Source organism: Thalassococcus sp. S3 (assembly GCF_004216475.1).
GTDB lineage: Bacteria > Pseudomonadota > Alphaproteobacteria > Rhodobacterales > Rhodobacteraceae.
This window is the reverse complement of the sequence record NZ_CP022303.1, coordinates 4,078,191-4,093,719: the sequence shown is the minus strand read 5'-3', so window position 1 is coordinate 4,093,719 and position 15,529 is coordinate 4,078,191. Positions and strand designations below refer to the sequence as shown.

General features: G+C 62.1%; 17 protein-coding genes and 1 other RNA gene. 8 read left to right on the top strand and 10 right to left on the bottom strand.

What is annotated here, in order from left to right; all coding sequences use genetic code 11:
* Positions 1–28: 28 nt before the first annotated feature.
* Positions 29–652, bottom strand: coding sequence for a ribonuclease T2 (locus tag CFI11_RS20060; protein WP_130409159.1), 624 nt, complete (start codon positions 650–652; stop codon positions 29–31).
* Between the two features lie 128 nt (positions 653–780).
* Between CFI11_RS20060 and CFI11_RS20055 the strand changes: the two genes are divergently transcribed.
* Entirely contained in the window at positions 781–1,533 is a 753-nt protein-coding gene (locus CFI11_RS20055; RefSeq protein ID WP_130409157.1) for a DUF1013 domain-containing protein, read from the top strand.
* A gap of 24 nt (positions 1,534–1,557) precedes the next feature.
* Here CFI11_RS20055 and CFI11_RS20050 read toward each other — a convergent pair whose 3' ends face one another.
* The gene (locus tag CFI11_RS20050) at positions 1,558–2,469 is read right to left on the bottom strand and encodes a LysR substrate-binding domain-containing protein (protein ID WP_130409155.1); all 912 of its coding nucleotides are present in this window, start codon (positions 2,467–2,469) and stop codon (positions 1,558–1,560) included.
* Between the two features lie 125 nt (positions 2,470–2,594).
* Between CFI11_RS20050 and CFI11_RS20045 the strand changes: the two genes are divergently transcribed.
* Both CFI11_RS20045 and CFI11_RS20040 read left to right on the top strand, forming a co-directional pair.
* Positions 2,595–3,278, top strand: a complete 684-nt coding sequence (locus CFI11_RS20045; RefSeq protein WP_165390338.1) for an isochorismatase family protein — start codon at positions 2,595–2,597, stop codon at positions 3,276–3,278.
* A gap of 395 nt (positions 3,279–3,673) precedes the next feature.
* Positions 3,674–4,387: a DUF1963 domain-containing protein gene (locus CFI11_RS20040; protein WP_165390337.1), complete on the top strand. Its 714-nt coding sequence runs from the start codon at positions 3,674–3,676 to the stop codon at positions 4,385–4,387.
* A gap of 68 nt (positions 4,388–4,455) precedes the next feature.
* Here the strand turns inward: CFI11_RS20040 and recR are convergent, their stop codons facing one another.
* From recR to CFI11_RS20015, 5 genes are read right to left on the bottom strand one after another with little or no spacing between them, the layout of a single operon-like run.
* A complete protein-coding gene (gene recR, locus CFI11_RS20035) occupies positions 4,456–5,052 on the bottom strand; it encodes a recombination mediator RecR (protein ID WP_130409149.1) in 597 nt (198 codons plus the stop codon).
* A complete protein-coding gene (locus CFI11_RS20030) occupies positions 5,049–6,095 on the bottom strand; it encodes a TraB/GumN family protein (RefSeq protein ID WP_130409147.1) in 1,047 nt (348 codons plus the stop codon). The genes recR and CFI11_RS20030 overlap by 4 nt, the downstream gene beginning before the upstream one ends.
* Before the next feature lie 8 nt (positions 6,096–6,103).
* Positions 6,104–6,448: a YbaB/EbfC family nucleoid-associated protein gene (locus CFI11_RS20025; protein ID WP_130409145.1), complete on the bottom strand. Its 345-nt coding sequence runs from the start codon at positions 6,446–6,448 to the stop codon at positions 6,104–6,106.
* A 35-nt stretch (positions 6,449–6,483) separates the two neighbouring features.
* Positions 6,484–6,882, bottom strand: coding sequence for a Rid family hydrolase (locus CFI11_RS20020; RefSeq protein ID WP_130409143.1), 399 nt, complete (start codon positions 6,880–6,882; stop codon positions 6,484–6,486).
* Positions 6,875–8,692 carry a DNA polymerase III subunit gamma/tau gene (locus CFI11_RS20015; RefSeq protein ID WP_130409141.1) on the bottom strand — a complete coding sequence of 606 codons (1,818 nt, stop codon included), beginning with the start codon at positions 8,690–8,692 and terminating at the stop codon, positions 6,875–6,877. The genes CFI11_RS20020 and CFI11_RS20015 overlap by 8 nt, the downstream gene beginning before the upstream one ends.
* A 193-nt stretch (positions 8,693–8,885) precedes the next feature.
* Here CFI11_RS20015 and CFI11_RS20010 point away from each other — a divergent pair, with 193 nt between their 5' ends.
* On the top strand, positions 8,886–9,275 hold the full coding sequence (locus tag CFI11_RS20010) for a DUF6404 family protein (protein WP_130409139.1): 390 nt from the start codon (positions 8,886–8,888) through the stop codon (positions 9,273–9,275).
* Here CFI11_RS20010 and CFI11_RS20005 read toward each other — a convergent pair.
* Positions 9,272–9,847, bottom strand: coding sequence for a TetR/AcrR family transcriptional regulator (locus tag CFI11_RS20005; RefSeq protein WP_130409137.1), 576 nt, complete (start codon positions 9,845–9,847; stop codon positions 9,272–9,274). The two genes, CFI11_RS20010 and CFI11_RS20005, sit on opposite strands and share 4 nt — an antisense overlap.
* A gap of 93 nt (positions 9,848–9,940) precedes the next feature.
* Here CFI11_RS20005 and CFI11_RS20000 point away from each other — a divergent pair, with 93 nt between their 5' ends.
* A complete protein-coding gene (locus tag CFI11_RS20000) occupies positions 9,941–10,810 on the top strand; it encodes a serine aminopeptidase domain-containing protein (protein ID WP_130409135.1) in 870 nt (289 codons plus the stop codon).
* Positions 10,811–10,915: 105 nt separating this feature from the next.
* Positions 10,916–11,779 (top strand): alpha/beta fold hydrolase, encoded by an 864-nt coding sequence (locus CFI11_RS19995; protein ID WP_130409133.1) that lies wholly within the window; start codon positions 10,916–10,918, stop codon positions 11,777–11,779.
* Here the strand turns inward: CFI11_RS19995 and ffs are convergent.
* An RNA gene (gene ffs / locus CFI11_RS19990) (signal recognition particle sRNA small type) lies at positions 11,774–11,872 on the bottom strand. The two genes, CFI11_RS19995 and ffs, sit on opposite strands and share 6 nt — an antisense overlap.
* Positions 11,873–11,881: 9 nt before the next feature.
* Complete coding sequence (locus CFI11_RS19985) at positions 11,882–13,720, bottom strand: 5'-nucleotidase C-terminal domain-containing protein (protein WP_130409131.1); 1,839 nt, start codon at positions 13,718–13,720, stop codon at positions 11,882–11,884.
* A 251-nt stretch (positions 13,721–13,971) separates the two neighbouring features.
* On the opposite strand from CFI11_RS19985, the gene nudC reads away from it, so the two are divergent.
* Complete coding sequence (nudC, locus tag CFI11_RS19980; protein WP_130410096.1) at positions 13,972–14,952, top strand: NAD(+) diphosphatase; 981 nt, start codon at positions 13,972–13,974, stop codon at positions 14,950–14,952.
* Positions 14,953–14,993: 41 nt separating this feature from the next.
* Positions 14,994–15,461 carry an SRPBCC family protein gene (locus CFI11_RS19975; RefSeq protein ID WP_130409129.1) on the top strand — a complete coding sequence of 156 codons (468 nt, stop codon included), beginning with the start codon at positions 14,994–14,996 and terminating at the stop codon, positions 15,459–15,461.
* Positions 15,462–15,529 lie beyond the last annotated feature (68 nt).

Sequence of the window (15,529 nt, the reverse complement as noted above, 5' to 3'; positions counted from 1 at the left end):
TGGTCTTCATGCGCGTGTCGGGACTGTTCTATCGCACTGCTTCGAAAACAGCGTCACGGAGCGTGCAATCCTTAACGACATCCTGCCCGCAGGGAACGGGGCGCAACTCCTTTGACAGACAAACGCGGACTTCCTGAATATGCCCGTTGCGGCAAGTCACGGTGATCCCGTCCGGCTCAAAGCTGTCGTTTGCCTCCAGAAAAGCGTCCTCGATCACACTCGCGGGCAGTTTGACGGACCGGTCGAGCCTGCGAAAAACGTCGGGTCGCGTGACAGTCCGGTAAGCGTCTCGCGACAGGGAGAAATAGGCGGCCGCCGACAGGCCCGAGCAGGTTCCGTGCTTTTTCCACTGATGCCATGCCAATCCACCGCTGCCCATGATGTCCGCCATCGCACCCGTCATCTGGCGGGATGGCGCACGATGAGTCGTGGGGCAATAGGAGGGCCAGCCCCGATGATATTGCGGCCAAAGCCCATGCAACGACCAGCCAAGATCGCGCGCGCATTGCTCCGCTCCGCGTGCATCCCCTTCCAGCGCACACCAGTTTGGCGACCAACTCAGGCTCAGCACGTAGTAATCGAAGATCCCGGCTTTCTCACCATCGGCCCAAAGCGGCAGAGCCGACAGTAGCCACAGGATCAACCAACGCATTCCACTCTTCCCTTCCCGTCATGGTCCGACTATATACGCCGGAAGTTCCCCGACAACGGAAACCCGCCTTGGATGCCAAGGCCGCCTGTTTCAGGCGATGGAAGAGATATGTTTTTAGGAGACGCGAGATGGCAAAACCATTGATGGCCAAAGCGACCGCCGTCTGGCTGGTCGACAACACCACGATCAGCTTCAAGCAGATCGCGGATTTTGTCGGCATGCACGAGTTGGAAGTGCAGGGCATCGCCGATGGCGATGTGGCTGCGGGTGTGAAGGGTTTTGATCCGATTGCCAACAATCAGCTGACCCAGGACGAGATCGACGCGGCCGAGGGCAGCCCGCTGCACAAGCTCAAGCTGAAGTTCAATGCCGCAGCTGTGGGCGAGGAAAAACGCCGCGGGCCACGTTATACGCCGCTCTCCAAACGTCAGGACCGACCGGCGGCGATCCTGTGGCTGGTGAAGTTCCATCCCGAGCTGACGGACGGTCAGATCTCCAAGCTGGTGGGTACGACGAAGCCGACGATCCAGTCGATCCGGGAGCGGACGCATTGGAACATCTCGAACATTCAGCCGGTCGATCCGGTCGCTTTGGGCCTCACCAAGCAGTCCGAGTTGGACGCCGCCGTTCAGAAAGCCGCCGCCAAGAAGGCCGCCGAAGGCGATGTGATGAGCGATGACGAGCGTCGCAAGCTGGTGAGCACCGAACAATCGCTTGAGATGGAAGCGGAGCCCAAGATCCCGACGGCCATCGAGGGGTTGGAGACGTTCTCGCTCAGCGACAATGATGATGACGACAAGGAAGACAGCGAGCCGCTGGTGGATGCTGACAGCTTCTTCAACCTGCCCAAAAGCAGCAAGGACGACGACGAGCAGCCGTAAGGTCACCGCTGGCAGGGGCCTCTCTCAGGCTTTCAGCTTTGGAGGAATGGCCTCGAACGCGTAATCCACGAAGGCCCTCACCGCCGGTCGCATGAGCCGGCGGGAGGTGAAGGCCAGATGGACCGGAGCCCGCCGCGCATGCCAGTCGGGCAACACCCGGTGCAGCCGCCCCTCTTCGACCGCGGGGGCGGCCACGATATCCGGGAGCACCACCACCATCTCGCTGTTCAATGCGGCCTCCCGCAAGAGCCAGGGGTTCATCGTAACCAAGGCCGGGGAGACCCGAAGTGTCGTGTCGCGCCCTTGAGCCGATGTGAGCTGAAGGGTTGGCGACGGCCCGAACCCGGCATGCAAAACCCCGATCGGTAACTTTGCCAGGCTGGCCGGATCTTCCGGGGCTGGCAGGTCGGCGGCCCGGTAGAGATTGGCATAGACCACACCCAGCGGCTTGACGATGATCTCGTCATTTTCAGGGGGTCCCACCCGGATCACGACGTCGAAACGCTCTTCGATCAGATCGACATGCCGATCCGACAGATCGATTTCGAGCGTGCAGTCGGGATAGGCCTGCAAAAACCCCGATGCGACCGAGGCGAGCAGCGCCTGACCAAAGATAACCGGCGTGCTAAGCGCGACACGTCCTGCCGGCGCGCCGCGCAAATGGTCGATGCTCAACTCCGCCGCTTCCGCTTCCTGCAGCATCTGGGCGGCGTGATCGGCAGCCACCTCACCGGCTTCGGTGATGCAAACCTGGCGTGTGGATCTTTCAAAGAGGCGCAGCCCGGCCCGTTCCTCCATCTTGGCAATGCGGCGACTGACCGTCGTCGTGGGCAACCGCAGCGCCCGCGCCGTGCCCGCAAAGCTGCCAGTACCGCGCAAGGTCGTCAGAATTCGCGCATCGGTGAGGTCCGACAGGATCATCCCGTTTCCGCCCATGCTGTGGCCCGGATTTGCTCAATTGTTTCAACGTCCTGATGCGCCATGTCCTGTCCTGTCCGTGCGGCCCGGCATGGTGAGCATGGATGCACATGACCTTCAAGGCCGAACCAAAGGAGACCACTATGGCACTTCCGCAATCCGACCTGACCCCCGACAATTGCGTGTTCCTGATGATCGATCATCAGGCGGGGCTGATGCAATTTCTGCCCTCGATCGACCCGCTACAGCTGAAAAACAACATCCTCGGCCATGCGCGAACGGCCAAGGCCTTTGATATCCCCGTCATCATGGGCACAAGCTGGCCCAAGGGCCCGAACGGGCCGACCATGCCCGAACTCAAGGCGCTTTTTCCCCAGGTCGAGGTGATCGATCGCCCCTTTGTGAATTTTTGGAAAGACGAAACGTCCCGCCGCGCGGTCGAGGCGACGGGCCGCAAGAAGCTGGTGATTTCCGGTCTCGCCACCGAGGTCTGTGCAGCGTTCCCCGCGATCTCCGCGCTCCGCGACGGGTACGAGACTTACGTGGTCATGGATGCCAGCGCCGATTTCAATCCCCTGATCACCGATGTGACGATGCAGCGGCTCGCCAGCGCTGGGGTGATCGTAACGACCTGGGTCGCGGTTCTGGCCGAGCTGGCCTCGAACACCGAGGAGAACGGCCAGCATATCGGCCGCCTGCTGAGCGACCATATGGGGCAGTATTACGCGGCGATGAACAACTTCCTCGGGGTCGCCGAGAACGCCGATGCGGTAAAAGAAGGGGTCGGCCTGACCGGTAATCCGCCAATCCCGGCTGTGCTGGAGTAGTACTTTCTCGATCACTTGGATTAAGCCAGAGGTTCCCGTTGAGCGCGGCTTTTCAGCGCCCAACGAGGCCTCGGGCATAGAGATAATCTGATTGCGCAACTTCCCTTTGCAGTGCCTTGACGGATCCATCTGACCGAGAGCCCGCAAAAGAAGAGACCTGTAAGGCACGAAAGCGGATGTCGGACCCACGTAATGCTTTCTGAAAACCGCATCGGTGAGCTGTATGCGCAAGGCGCCGCTTGCCAACAATTCGGCAAGAAAACCTTTGTTTTAGAAACGGAATTCTTCTGTATCGTAACGGAATGATACCGCTTTGGCTCAGATCGCTTTTCGGTTCGGTCGCACCGCCCCCCGACCCAGACCCAGCAACCGGCGTCATGCCAACGGCGCAGGAAATGGAGCTTGCTATCTCGCGGCTGGACGAATTGGCCCGGCCCGCGGTGTTGGCTGAAATCGGGGGTGCCCGACCGGAAAAGGAGGATCGTGCCAAGAGCTGGTGGGGAGGTAACTTCCTAGGGGCCGAGGGTGAGAGTGTTCCGGCGTGTCAGCAATCCGGGGCACCCATGCATCCCGTCGTTCAAATCCGCGTGGATGAATTACCTCAGAACCTGCCCGGTTTTGAAGGTATCGCCCTTCTCACGCTCTGGATGGACTTGCACTCCGACGAGATCTGGCGCGCGAAGAACGGTGATGGGTTTCTCGTGCGGACATACAGCACTCTCGAGGATCTGGTGCCTCTTGGGCCCGGGTTTAGGGAAAGCCCCGCACTGCCGACGTTTCCGGTTTTCTGGCGCGAAACACTGCTTGAGCAGCCCAGTTGGGAAGACATGGCGGGCGAGGTGCCTGTGAAGGTTGCCAGGTCGCAAGACGATACCTGGTTTGCCGAAAGCCGCTATCTGACGGACCACTATTACAAACTTCGTTCGGTGCGCCCGATCAAGCTGGGCGGTTGGCCCGCATGGATACAGGGCGCCGACTGGCCCGCGGACGCGGAATATGTTTTCCAGGTGGATGCGACCTACAAAGGCAAACTTCATGTAGGAGACGGGGGATCGGTTTACATCTTCAAGACGCCCACCTCATGGCAGATGCGAGCGGATTGCTACTAGATCGATCCGGTCTGGCGCAACTCCACCCGATGAGACGCACTTAGATCCGACAACTCCCGACAGCCGGCCTAGATTGACTTCCGCGCCCGCAACGCCGCGCTGATCGTCCCGTCATCGAGGTAATCCAACTCGCCGCCAATTGGGACGCCCTGTGCCAGTGATGTCAGCGTTACCTGTCCCTCCAACTGGTCGGCGATATAATGGGCCGTGGTCTGTCCGTCGACGGTTGCGTTAAGCGCCAGGATCACCTCTCTAATCCCTTCTGTCGCGACCCGGTCCACTAGCCTGGGGATCCGCAGCTCCTCCGGGCCTATCGCGTCCAGGGCCGAAAGCGTGCCACCGAGCACGTGATACCGCCCCTTGAACACGCCCGCGCGCTCCATCGCCCACAGGTCCGCCACGTCCTCGACCACGCACAGCTCGCCGGTCGCGCGCTTCTCGCTCTGGCAGATGTCGCAAATGTCGCTTGTGCCGACATTGCCGCAATTCAGGCATTCCCGGGCCGTAGCCGCGACCGTCTGCATAAGATCCGCCAGAGGCGTCAGCAGGAGTGCGCGTTTACGGATGAGGTGCAGCACCGCACGTCTGGCTGACCTTGGACCCAAGCCCGGCAGCTTGGCCATCATCTCGATCAGCGCGTCGAGATCCTTGGTCGATCCGCTCATTCAACCTCTCCCGGCAGCACGATCCGGCTCACGTCGAAACCCTCGGCCCTGAGCATCTCAACCATGCCGCCCTCGCCCGGAAGATGTCCGAAGCCGATGGCCATGAAGACACCGCCCGTTTTCAGGTCATCCATGATCCGGTCCAGGAAATCCCGGTTCCGCTCGATCACCAGATACGCATCCGTGCGCTTAAGATGGTCCATCCCTTCCTCTGCCCCGAACCGGTCCTTCAGCCACGCGGCCTCCCAGGTCAGCGACACGCCAAGCTCTCCGCGCAGATAAAGCGCCATCTGCGTGCTGCGCGCTGCGTTCAATTGGTCTGGCGTCACCGGTTCCAGATAAGCGCCGTAAAGCGAAAGGATTGCCCGAGCGAGTGCCTTGTCCTCAGCCAGCCTGTGAAACAGCGCCTTGGGCGGCTCCAACCCCACACCTGTCGCACCGGCAATCAGGCCCAGCATCAGGATCCGGTCGTCCTGCAACGGGATCGTTCCGGCGTTGAAATCATCACAGGGATCGCTGAGCGCGAAGCTCACCAGCCCGCCCCGGGTCAGGTAGGGGATGGCGTTGGCCGCGACACCGCTATCCAGAAGTCGGGTTTCAAGGGCCGCAGCGATGTCCGGGTCAAGCCCGCGATCCGAAAGCGGCAAGGGCCGCTGCAGCCACCAATGTTCATTTTGTTGCCCTTCACGATATGCCGCGCGGGTTGGATAGCGGTAGTCGATCTCCACCGCGACGATGCGGGCGGCTTCGATGTCCTGGACTACCCGTTTCGGCAGGTCGAGGGCATGGCGGTCGTTGCTATGCATTGTCCCCCAAAGATACGAAAGCCCGCCCGCCGAAGAGGTGATCTGCCAGAACCGCCCCTTGCTATTGGCAATCTGCGCAGCGTCGTCTCGCAGATTGTCCAGGCCATAGGGCGCCAATGCTGCTTCAACGATCTCCGGCGTCTCGACCGTGCAGCCCTCGATCGTGGCCCAGTCCTGCGCCCAGCCAGACAGGCTCAGCGCGGCCCAGGCCGCAAGCGTCAGAATGCTCCGCCGCATGGTTTGTCTCAGAACGGCAGCTTCATGTCCTTGGGCAGGCCCAGCCCTTCGGTAAGCTTAGACATTTCTTCCTGTGCCCGGTCCGACGCCTTTTGCTGGGCGTCCTTGATCGCGGCAAGGATCAGGTCCTCGACGACCTCCTTGTCGTCGCCATTGAAGATCGACGGGTCGATGTCCAGCGCCTTCAGCTCTCCCTTGGCCGAGGCCGTGGCCTTTACCAGCCCCGCGCCGCTCTCGCCGGTGACGGTGATGTCATGCAGGTCGTCCTGAAGCTGCGCCATCTTGGTCTGCATCTCCTGCGCCTTCTTCATCATCCCGGCCATATCGCCGAGCCCGCCCAATCCTTTCAGCATCTCGCTTACTCCTCAAAAACTCTGTTGATGGCACATTAGGGCGATGGCACCTGCGCCACCACCTTTAACTCCACGATCACCCCCGGCGTGGCAAAGCCTGCCACCTCGATCGCCGTCCAGGCCGGGTAGGGGCGGGTCAGCCTTTTGGCCCGCGCCGCCTTGAAAAGCTCCAGGTGATCCGCCAGCCCCACATGAAAGCTCGTCATATCCACGATATCGCCAAAGCCAAGGCCCGCTTCGGCCAGCACCATCTGCACCGCTTCGAACGCCGTGTCGATCTGTGTGGCCGCGTCGGGGGAGGGCGGTCCCTCCAGCGGACAGCCGTTGAAACCGGTCAGGAACAGGTGCCCGTTCGAGATCAGGCCCGGCGACATGTGCCAGTCCCGCTCCAATTCGGCCATGGCCGGCGGGATCACGGCCCTCGGTTCAGTCATCCTCGAACGGATCCCACTCGTCCTCGACCTCCGGCAGTGCTTCGGTCTCGGCATCGGCGGCAATCTCTTCCGGCGTGCGGATGGCGGTGATCTTCGCCTTGGGAAACTGCGCCAGCACGGCCTGCACCAGTGGGTGCTCCTCCGCTTCCGCCTTCAGGGCGAGGTCCTTCGCGTCGCGCTTCTCCGCGATAGTCTCCCCGCCGCCCTCGTTCACGACGCTCACCGCCCAGCGATTGCCCGTCCAGCTTTGCAGCCGTGCGCCCAGCTTCTGGGCCAGATCCGCGGGCGCGCTGTCTGCCGGCACGAACTCGATCCGCCCCGGCTGGTAGGCCGCGAGCCTCAGCCCAGTCTCAACCTCCACCAGCAGCTTCACATCCCGGTTCGCCCGGATCAGCTCCACCACATGTTCAAATGTCGGATACCTTGCAAGGCTCGACGACACCTCCGGCGCCAGCGCGACCCCGGGGCTTGCCGCCCCGGCCGAGGCGCCAGCCGAGGCCCCCCCGCTCGCCGCAGGCGTGCCCGCGCCCCGCGCGTGGCTCCCTCCACCAGTCATAGTCGCTGCGGTCTGGGCGGTGCGCCCCCCGCCCGCCGCAGGCGAACCCGTGCTTTGCACGGGGCCCGGCCCGCCACCGGGCGCACCCGCCGGCATATCCTGGAGCTTGCGGACCAGATCCTCGGGCGAGGGCAGGTCGGCCACATGTGTCAGCCGGATGATCGCCATCTCGGCGGCCATCATCGCATTGGGTGCCGCCGATACCTCCTCCAGCGCTTTCAGCAGCATCTGCCACATCCGTGTCAGCGCCCGCATGGGCAACTTTCCGGCCATCTCCGTCCCGCGCATCCGCTCGTCGGGCGAGACCGTGGGATCCTCCGCCGCTTCCGGCGTGATCTTCACAACTGAAATCCAGTGCGTGATCTCTGCCAGATCCCGGAGCACCGCCATCGGATCCGCCCCGTCCGCATATTGCGCCGACAATTCTGTCAGCGCCCCCGCCGCATCGCCCCGCATGATCCGATCAAAGAGGTCCAGCACCCGCCCCCGGTCCGCCAGCCCCAGCATCGCGCGGACTTGCGTTGCCGTCGTCTCGCCCGCGCCGTGCGAGATCGCCTGATCCAGCAGGGACGTCGCATCCCGCGCCGAGCCTTCCGCCGCCCTCACGATCAGCGCCACCGCATCGTCGGCAATCGCGGCCCCTTCGGCAGCGGCGATCTTCTGCATCAGCGCGATCATGTCCTCCGGCTCGATCCGGCGCAGATCGAAGCGCTGGCAGCGTGACAGCACCGTCACCGGCACCTTGCGGATCTCCGTCGTGGCAAAGATGAATTTCACATGCGCCGGCGGTTCCTCCAGCGTCTTCAATAGTGCGTTGAAGGCAGAGGTCGACAGCATGTGCACTTCGTCGATAATGTAGATCTTGTACCGGGCCGAGGCCGCTCGGTAATGCACGCTGTCGATGATCTCCCGGATATCCCCCACCCCGGTGCGAGACGCCGCGTCCATCTCCATCACATCGACATGACGGCCTTCCATGATCGCTACGCAATGCTCGCAGACCCCACAGGGCTCCGTCGTTGGCCCTCCGTTTCCATCGGGGCCGATGCAATTCATGCCCTTGGCGATGATCCGCGCCGTGGTGGTCTTGCCCGTCCCCCTGATGCCCGTCATCACAAAGGCTTGCGCGATCCGGTCCGCCTCGAACGCGTTTTTCAGCGTGCGCACCATCGCGTCCTGACCGACGATATCGGCAAAGGTCTCGGGCCGGTATTTGCGCGCCAGAACGCGATATTCGGGGGAGGGGTCGGACATGAAGTCGGGTTCCGGATTCGTCTCTTGCAGCCGACAGACTAGAGCGCCGGGCAGGCGGCGTCCACCAGACTGCGCGCCGGAGTCGGTGCCGGAACTGGCGCCTTTTTGGGCAACAGGCGGTGTCCGATCCGGCAAGGCCTTGCCGGTTCAGAACGCGGCGGGGTGATCGCCTTACCTTTTTGCGCGATAATAAGTGGCTAACCCCAACACCATTGATGCCGAGGGATCGCCGCGGATGTGCTATGAAGAGAAGTATCAACGCGCCTTTGATCTCATGGAGCAGGCGGGCGTTTCACGCAAACAGCGTGAGCCCTGGATGACCCGGCTCGCGCGTCGCTGGGGCGTGCAATTGCGCCCGCCCTTGTTTCAGTCGTTCTGGGTCATCTTCGCGGTTCAAGGGATCGCGTTCGGAGTGTCCTGGGGGCTGATCATGTGGCTCCTTCAATGGGGATCGCAGAACATATCGCCCATGATCGCAGTGATCGCGACGCTCTCCGCGGGTCTGCTTTTCGGCTTTCTGATGGCGCTCTTCATGCAGCGCAGCAAGCGTCGCCACAACCTGCCCGATTGGGAGGCGGTCTAGTCCGACCCCAGGTGCTCAGGCAGGCTGCGTAGCACGTCCGAGTCCCGTCGTGCCCGCGCCAGAAGCCAACCGCCCTCAAGCAGCATGAACATATGCTCTCCCTGCCTCCGGGCGCTTTCCTTCGGAATGCCAAAGCGCTCCGCGTGATGCGCACCCTCGCGGATCCATCCGTCGAAGAGATGCGCCGCATGCGCACGAAAGGCCGCGTTGTCAGGCCCATCGAACAGGATGCCCGTGACCGGGCAGCCGTCGCTCTGGTTCGACAGATCGAGAAGCTTCGCCAGCTTGTGGCAGAGCGTTGTGAACCCGGCCTGAAAGCTCTCCGCCGGCTCAAAGGACGCGGCGATCAGCCTTAGCATCCCGTCCGATGCCCAAGTCGCCGCCGCGAGCGCAAGGTCCGATTTGCCATTCGGAAAGTGATGGTAAAGCGAGCCCTTGGGCGCCCCGGCGGCAGACAACAACTCCGTCAGGCCGACCCCGTGATAGCCATGGCTGTGAAACATTCGTGCTGCCGTGCGGATCAGCCGGTCCTTGGTCGACAGCGACGGATCGTTCTTTTCTGCTTCAATCATGATCGAATCCTTGACAGGCCTAGACCGATTGGTCCAGACATGTTTATAGACCAATTGGTCTAGTGCCGTTCGCCATACGGGGACCATGAACACATGCTGGATGCTCCTTCAGACGACATGGTCCTGCTCAGGCCCGTCCACTTCCCGGCTGGGCCTGTTCACTTGAGCGGCACTCTTTTTCTTCCCCCCGACCGGCCCCGCGCGGCGCTGGTCCTGAACGGCGCGACCGGTGTGCCTCATGGCTACTACCGCGCCTTCGCCCGCTGGCTCGCGGCCACCCAGGGCATTGCCTGCCTGACCTACGATTACCGTGATATGGGCGCCTCGGCCACCGGTCCGGTCCATGCCAGCACCGTCCGCATGTCCGACTGGGCACTTGTCGATCAACCCGCCGCGCGGGCCGAGATGCAGCGCCAGGTGCCCGGCGTCCCGCTTTGGGTGCTGGGTCATTCGCTGGGTGCGATGCTGCTGCCTCTTCAAGAAGGGATCGAACAGATCGAGCGGGTCATCGGCGTTGCCAGCGGCCTTGTCCATCACACCGACCATCCCTGGCCGTACCAGGCGCTGGCCCGGCTTTTCTGGTTCGGTCACGGGCCTCTGGCCGTCCGGCTTTTCGGCCACCTTCCCGCCCGCTGGTTCGGCATGGGAGAGGACCTGCCCGCGCCCGTCTATTGGCAATGGCGACGCTGGTGTACGACGCACGGCTCCTACCTGCCCGAGACCGGTACCGACCTGCCGCCCGCCGACTGGACCCGCAGCGGGGCCAAGGTCAAGCTGGTGGCCTTCAGCGACGATGAGATGATCCCACCCCAATGCGTCCAGCGCCTTGGTCAGCAGGCCTATGGCGGGCACAACGTCACCGATACAGTCATCTCCCCGGATCAGGCGGAGCTGTCCCGGATCGGTCATATCGGTGCTTTTGCCCGCCGCAATCACGCGCTCTGGCCTCTGCTCATTGCGTGACCCGGTGCGTGCACCGGCGCGCCTGACAGCGCTAACCCTTCCCGTGGCGGTCCATCCTCCCTAAGTCGATACGGATAGGAGGCAGGCGGCGCCGTGCACTTGGACATGTCACCGAAAGAAACGGTCATCGACGGGCGCCGCGTCTGTTATGCCGACGCGAATCCCACGCATCCGCGCAGCGTTGTCCTTTTGCATGGTGGCGGTCTGGACAGCGCGACGCTGTCCTGGGGCGCTCTTCTGCCGGACCTGGCGAAAGACGCCCGCGTGCTCGCCCCCGATCTGCCCGGGCATGGAGGCTCCGATGGGTTCGAGCGGCCGTTCACGATTACGGATCTCAGCGATTGGCTGTCGGTGTTTCTAAAGACCTGCGATATCGCCCGCGCCGATCTGGTCGGTGTGTCCATGGGCGGCGGCACCGCACTCTCCTTCGCACTCAGCTATCCTGCGCGGGTCCGTTCCGTCGTGGCCGTCGGCAGCTATGGGGTGCAGGCCCGCATGCCGTCTCATGGGTTGAGCTGGGTGATGACGCGCATCAACCTGAACCGCCCGGTAAGCTGGCTTGCGGCGCGGTCGGCCTTGGTCGCTCGGGGTCTTCTGGCCCAGATCTTTGCCGATCCCGCGCGTCTGACGCCATCTCTCGTTGCGCTCGTGCAAGAGGCCGCGCGCCGGCCGGATCAGGCCCGCGCCTTTCATCACTTTCAATTGGGAGAGTTGCATCGCGACGGTTTGAAAACGGATCTCACCGATCAGCTCCCGAACCTCAAATGTCCGGTCCTGTTCGTCCACGGCAAGGCCGATCGTCTTGTCCCTCTGAAAGACATCGAACACGCGGTGGCGCGCATTCCTCAGGGGCGTCTGACGGTCATGGATGCAGGCCATTGGCCCATGCGCGAATGCCCCGAGGCGTTCAATGCCGCAGCGCTTGGGTTCCTGCGCGAAGTCGATACCAAATCTGATGTTGGTGGGTGAGAGGCTGGACAACGACCCAAGCGGGGCTCGTTACGGCTGCTTCCTTCCGGACCTGACCGGGTTGGCGAGGCGCTCGCCCGCGCCAACCTCTCGACTTGATATTTAGGCCTGCATCTGTGGATTCGCAAGCAAGTCGGAAGAAAGGGGCATCGACACTTTCAGAAACCCAGCCTCCGTCAATCCGTCTGCCGTTAGGGGATGGGTGATGTATTCGATGGCTGCCGGACTGGTTTCAACGGTTACGGTGGTGTCGCGAAGTGCTTTGAAGGTCCAGGTCGGGTCAGGTCGCCTGATCCTCTTGGTGGGATCGCGAATGTATTGGGCGATCAGATCCTGGATCAGCACGGGCCGGATCGGCAGCATTCGAGCCTCTGCCAGCGCCGCGGCATGGCCGCCGCCATTCGCACGGTAATTTTTTACCGCGACGATCACCGGCTGTTGAGGGTCCAGCGGTTGCCCTCGCAGCAGAACGTGGCTGATGCGATGGGCGTCGCCGTCGATCAAGGTGCCGTTGCTGTCAAACCTTGGCGGTTGGCTGGGATCGATGACATATTGCAGGCCGTGGATCACATCAAAGAGATGTCCGGGCACATGCTTGTCGAGGAGAGGTTGATCGGTCTGACCGGGTTTGATCTGGCGAAAGACGGTTGCGGCCATTTCCAGCCAATCGATCACTTGGGCGCCAGTCATCTGGACAGCGCGCAACGTGTCCGGAAACGTGTAAATGTCTGCTACATTGCGCCAGCGTAGCGGTCCCGCAGGTACATTGGCATAGGCGTTGGGGCCCGATCGCGCGCCAAACTTTTCGGGCGAAGCCGCAGACAGAACCGGCAGATCGCCGAGATCGGGGTAAAGGCGCCGGACGGCCCGGATTTGAGCGTCTGCAACAAGGTTGAGAAGGGTATCGGGCAGCAGGAAGCTGAAAAAACTGTTGAGCGGCAAGGTGCTGTGCCCCACCGGGCGGTCCAGATGCTTACGCGTTGCGGCGTGAGGTTCTGCGAGACGCGTTGTCAGCGCCGTATCTTCGGGTGTGTCGGTCCCGACCAGGCGCAGCATTGCCTTGTGGGTTTTGACCTGCCATCCGCTCTGCTCTGGTCTGCAGAGCTCGAGATCAATCACCCCCAGATGAGAGCCCGCATATCCGGGCATCACGGTTGGTGTCTCGTGCAGTATGCCGGGTTCTGCCGTGGAGGCCGGGAAGGCGAGATGCGTGTGTCCTCCGATCAACGCGTCGATATCCTTGAGCGCGGCGAGCTGCTGGAGCGCGTTTTCGCTGCTTGCCATCTCGTGCTCGTGCCCGATCCCGGTGTGACCGAGGCAGATGATGAGATCACTGCGCCGCTTCTTCAGCGTCGTGATCGCCTTTTGCGCGGCTTGCTGCATGTCAATGATCGAAAGACGGCCGGTCAAATGATGCGCGTTCCACATCGCGGTTTGTGCCGGCAGGACGGAAAAGACCCCGATCCGTAGGGTTTGCCTCTGATCCGCAAGCGTCAGGTGCCGCTCCAGAACCGTGCAGGGCAGGATGGGCAATCGGGCCACCGCCGGGCCAAGCTCGACGCTACTGCTGACGATCGGACAGCCCACCTGCCTCAGAACACCATGCAATGCGTCAAGGCCGAAGTCGAAATCGTGATTGCCCAAGCCGATGACATCATACTTCAGAAGGTCGAGCGCTTCTGCAAAGGGGTGCGGCGGACCGGTCCGTATCGCCCTGTCGCCCATCGGTGTGCCTTGCAGGCTGTCACCATTGTCACACAGGATGACAGCGCGCCCCTCTGACGCCGCTTCACCGCGCGCTTGGGCAATCAGCGTTGCGACACGGGTCAGGCCGATATCTTGGCGGGGGCGATCTGTGTAATAGTCAAAACCCAGCAGATGCATATGAAGGTCAGATGTCGCGAGGATCCGCAAACCCGCATGCTCCGGCTGCCCGGTCATGACGCGCCTAATCCGGCATTGCGTGGGATGCGTCTCAGCCTTTGACCTCCGTTCGCGTCGCTTGGATCCGCAAGATCTTGAAAGTCCAGAAAACGCATCTGAACACAGGCCGGATCGCGCATCCGATTTTATCAAGAGTGACGCGCCTTCGCATCAGCGAATTGTGATTGTCTGCCGGACAGGTCCATGGCAAGGCTATGTCAAAACCGGACATGGTCGGAATAGACCGGTCGCAGAACGAGGGCACAGCGTTGAAACATGCTGAAACCGTAACCTTCGGGGGATCGGGACTGAACCGTGCGTCGGATCTCAGGAACAAGCCCGAAGAGCTCGCGTCGCTGTTGGCGCATCCCCAGGCTGGCTGCGTGCTTTTGTGGCGCGGCAAACCCCTGGTTTTCGGCGAAAGAGCTGATCGTCTTGCCGTTTTGCCGCTGAACCATCCGGTGATCCTGAAGGATGTCGGAGAGACGGGCGCGCCGATCCTCTTGGGGATCGAGGAAGATGGCGTTCCGATTTTTGCCCGTGATTTTTCGGCCTGGGAACCGGAATTCGTTGATGCCGAAGCGTTGGGCCTTTTTCTCGACCCCAGCCTGCAAAGTCATCCGGACATGCCCGACGACTACGTGTTTGCCGAGCTGCGCCGGATCATGACCCATCTGGGGCCACGCGATGCCGAACTGGCCGTGACCGCCAAAGCTGTCCTGGGCTGGCATCAGACACACCGGTTTTGCGCCCGGTGCGGGGCTGCAAGCGAGATGAGCCAAGGCGGTTGGCAAAGAACATGTCCAGATTGCGGAGCGCATCATTTTCCCCGCACCGACCCTGTCGTCATCATGCTGATCACGCACGGGCATTCCGTTCTCATGGGGCGGTCCCCTGGTTGGCCGGACGGGATGTATTCGCTGCTTGCCGGTTTTGTCGAACCCGGAGAGACCCTTGAGGCTGCGGTTCGCCGCGAGGTCCTGGAGGAGGCTGGCGTGCCGGTCGGCGCGGTGCGGTATCTCGCAAGTCAACCCTGGCCCTTCCCGTCATCTTTGATGTTTGGGTGTGCGGGCGAGGCGCTGGACCGTGAAATCACCATCGACCCCGTTGAAATCGAGGATGCGATGTGGGTCAGCCGCGATGAAATGATGGAGGCCTTTGCGGGCCAGCATCCCGTGCTCAAACCAGCGCGGAAGGGGGCAATCGCTCATTTTCTGTTGCAGAACTGGCTTGCAGATACACTTGATTAACGCGACAGTTCCCGAACAACAAAAGCACCAAGCAGGCGTCCATGAAATTCACAAGCAAGGAAGACATTGAGGCCCCAGTCGACTACGTGTGGTCACAGCTCTCGGAATTCGAAGCCTTTGAGCGTTCGGCCATTCGACGGGGCGCGGAAGTGCATCGCGTGGTCGACAAGCCGGAACCGCAGGCGGGAATGACATGGGATGCCAAGTTCGAGCTGCGAGGCAAGGAACGTGAGGCCCAGATCGAGCTTGTGACATATGACGAGCCCAACGAAATGGTGTTTGAGACGGAAAGCGCGGGGCTTTCGGGGTATTGCGAGCTTGAACTCGTTGCGTTGTCGCCGCGCCGGACGCGTCTTTCCGTCAGTTTCGAGATGAAGCCCCGCACCTTGCCGGCCCGCTTGCTGATCCAATCCCTCAAACTGGCCAAGACAAACCTGACCAAGCGCTTCAAGTTGCGTGTCGCCGACTATGCGAAGGATATGGAAGACCGTTACGCAAGATCGGCGTGAGGCTCTGCCTGCGCCCATGAAGGCATGTGTCGCGCTTGGACTGTTGCGTCACATGTCAGTCGAACCGC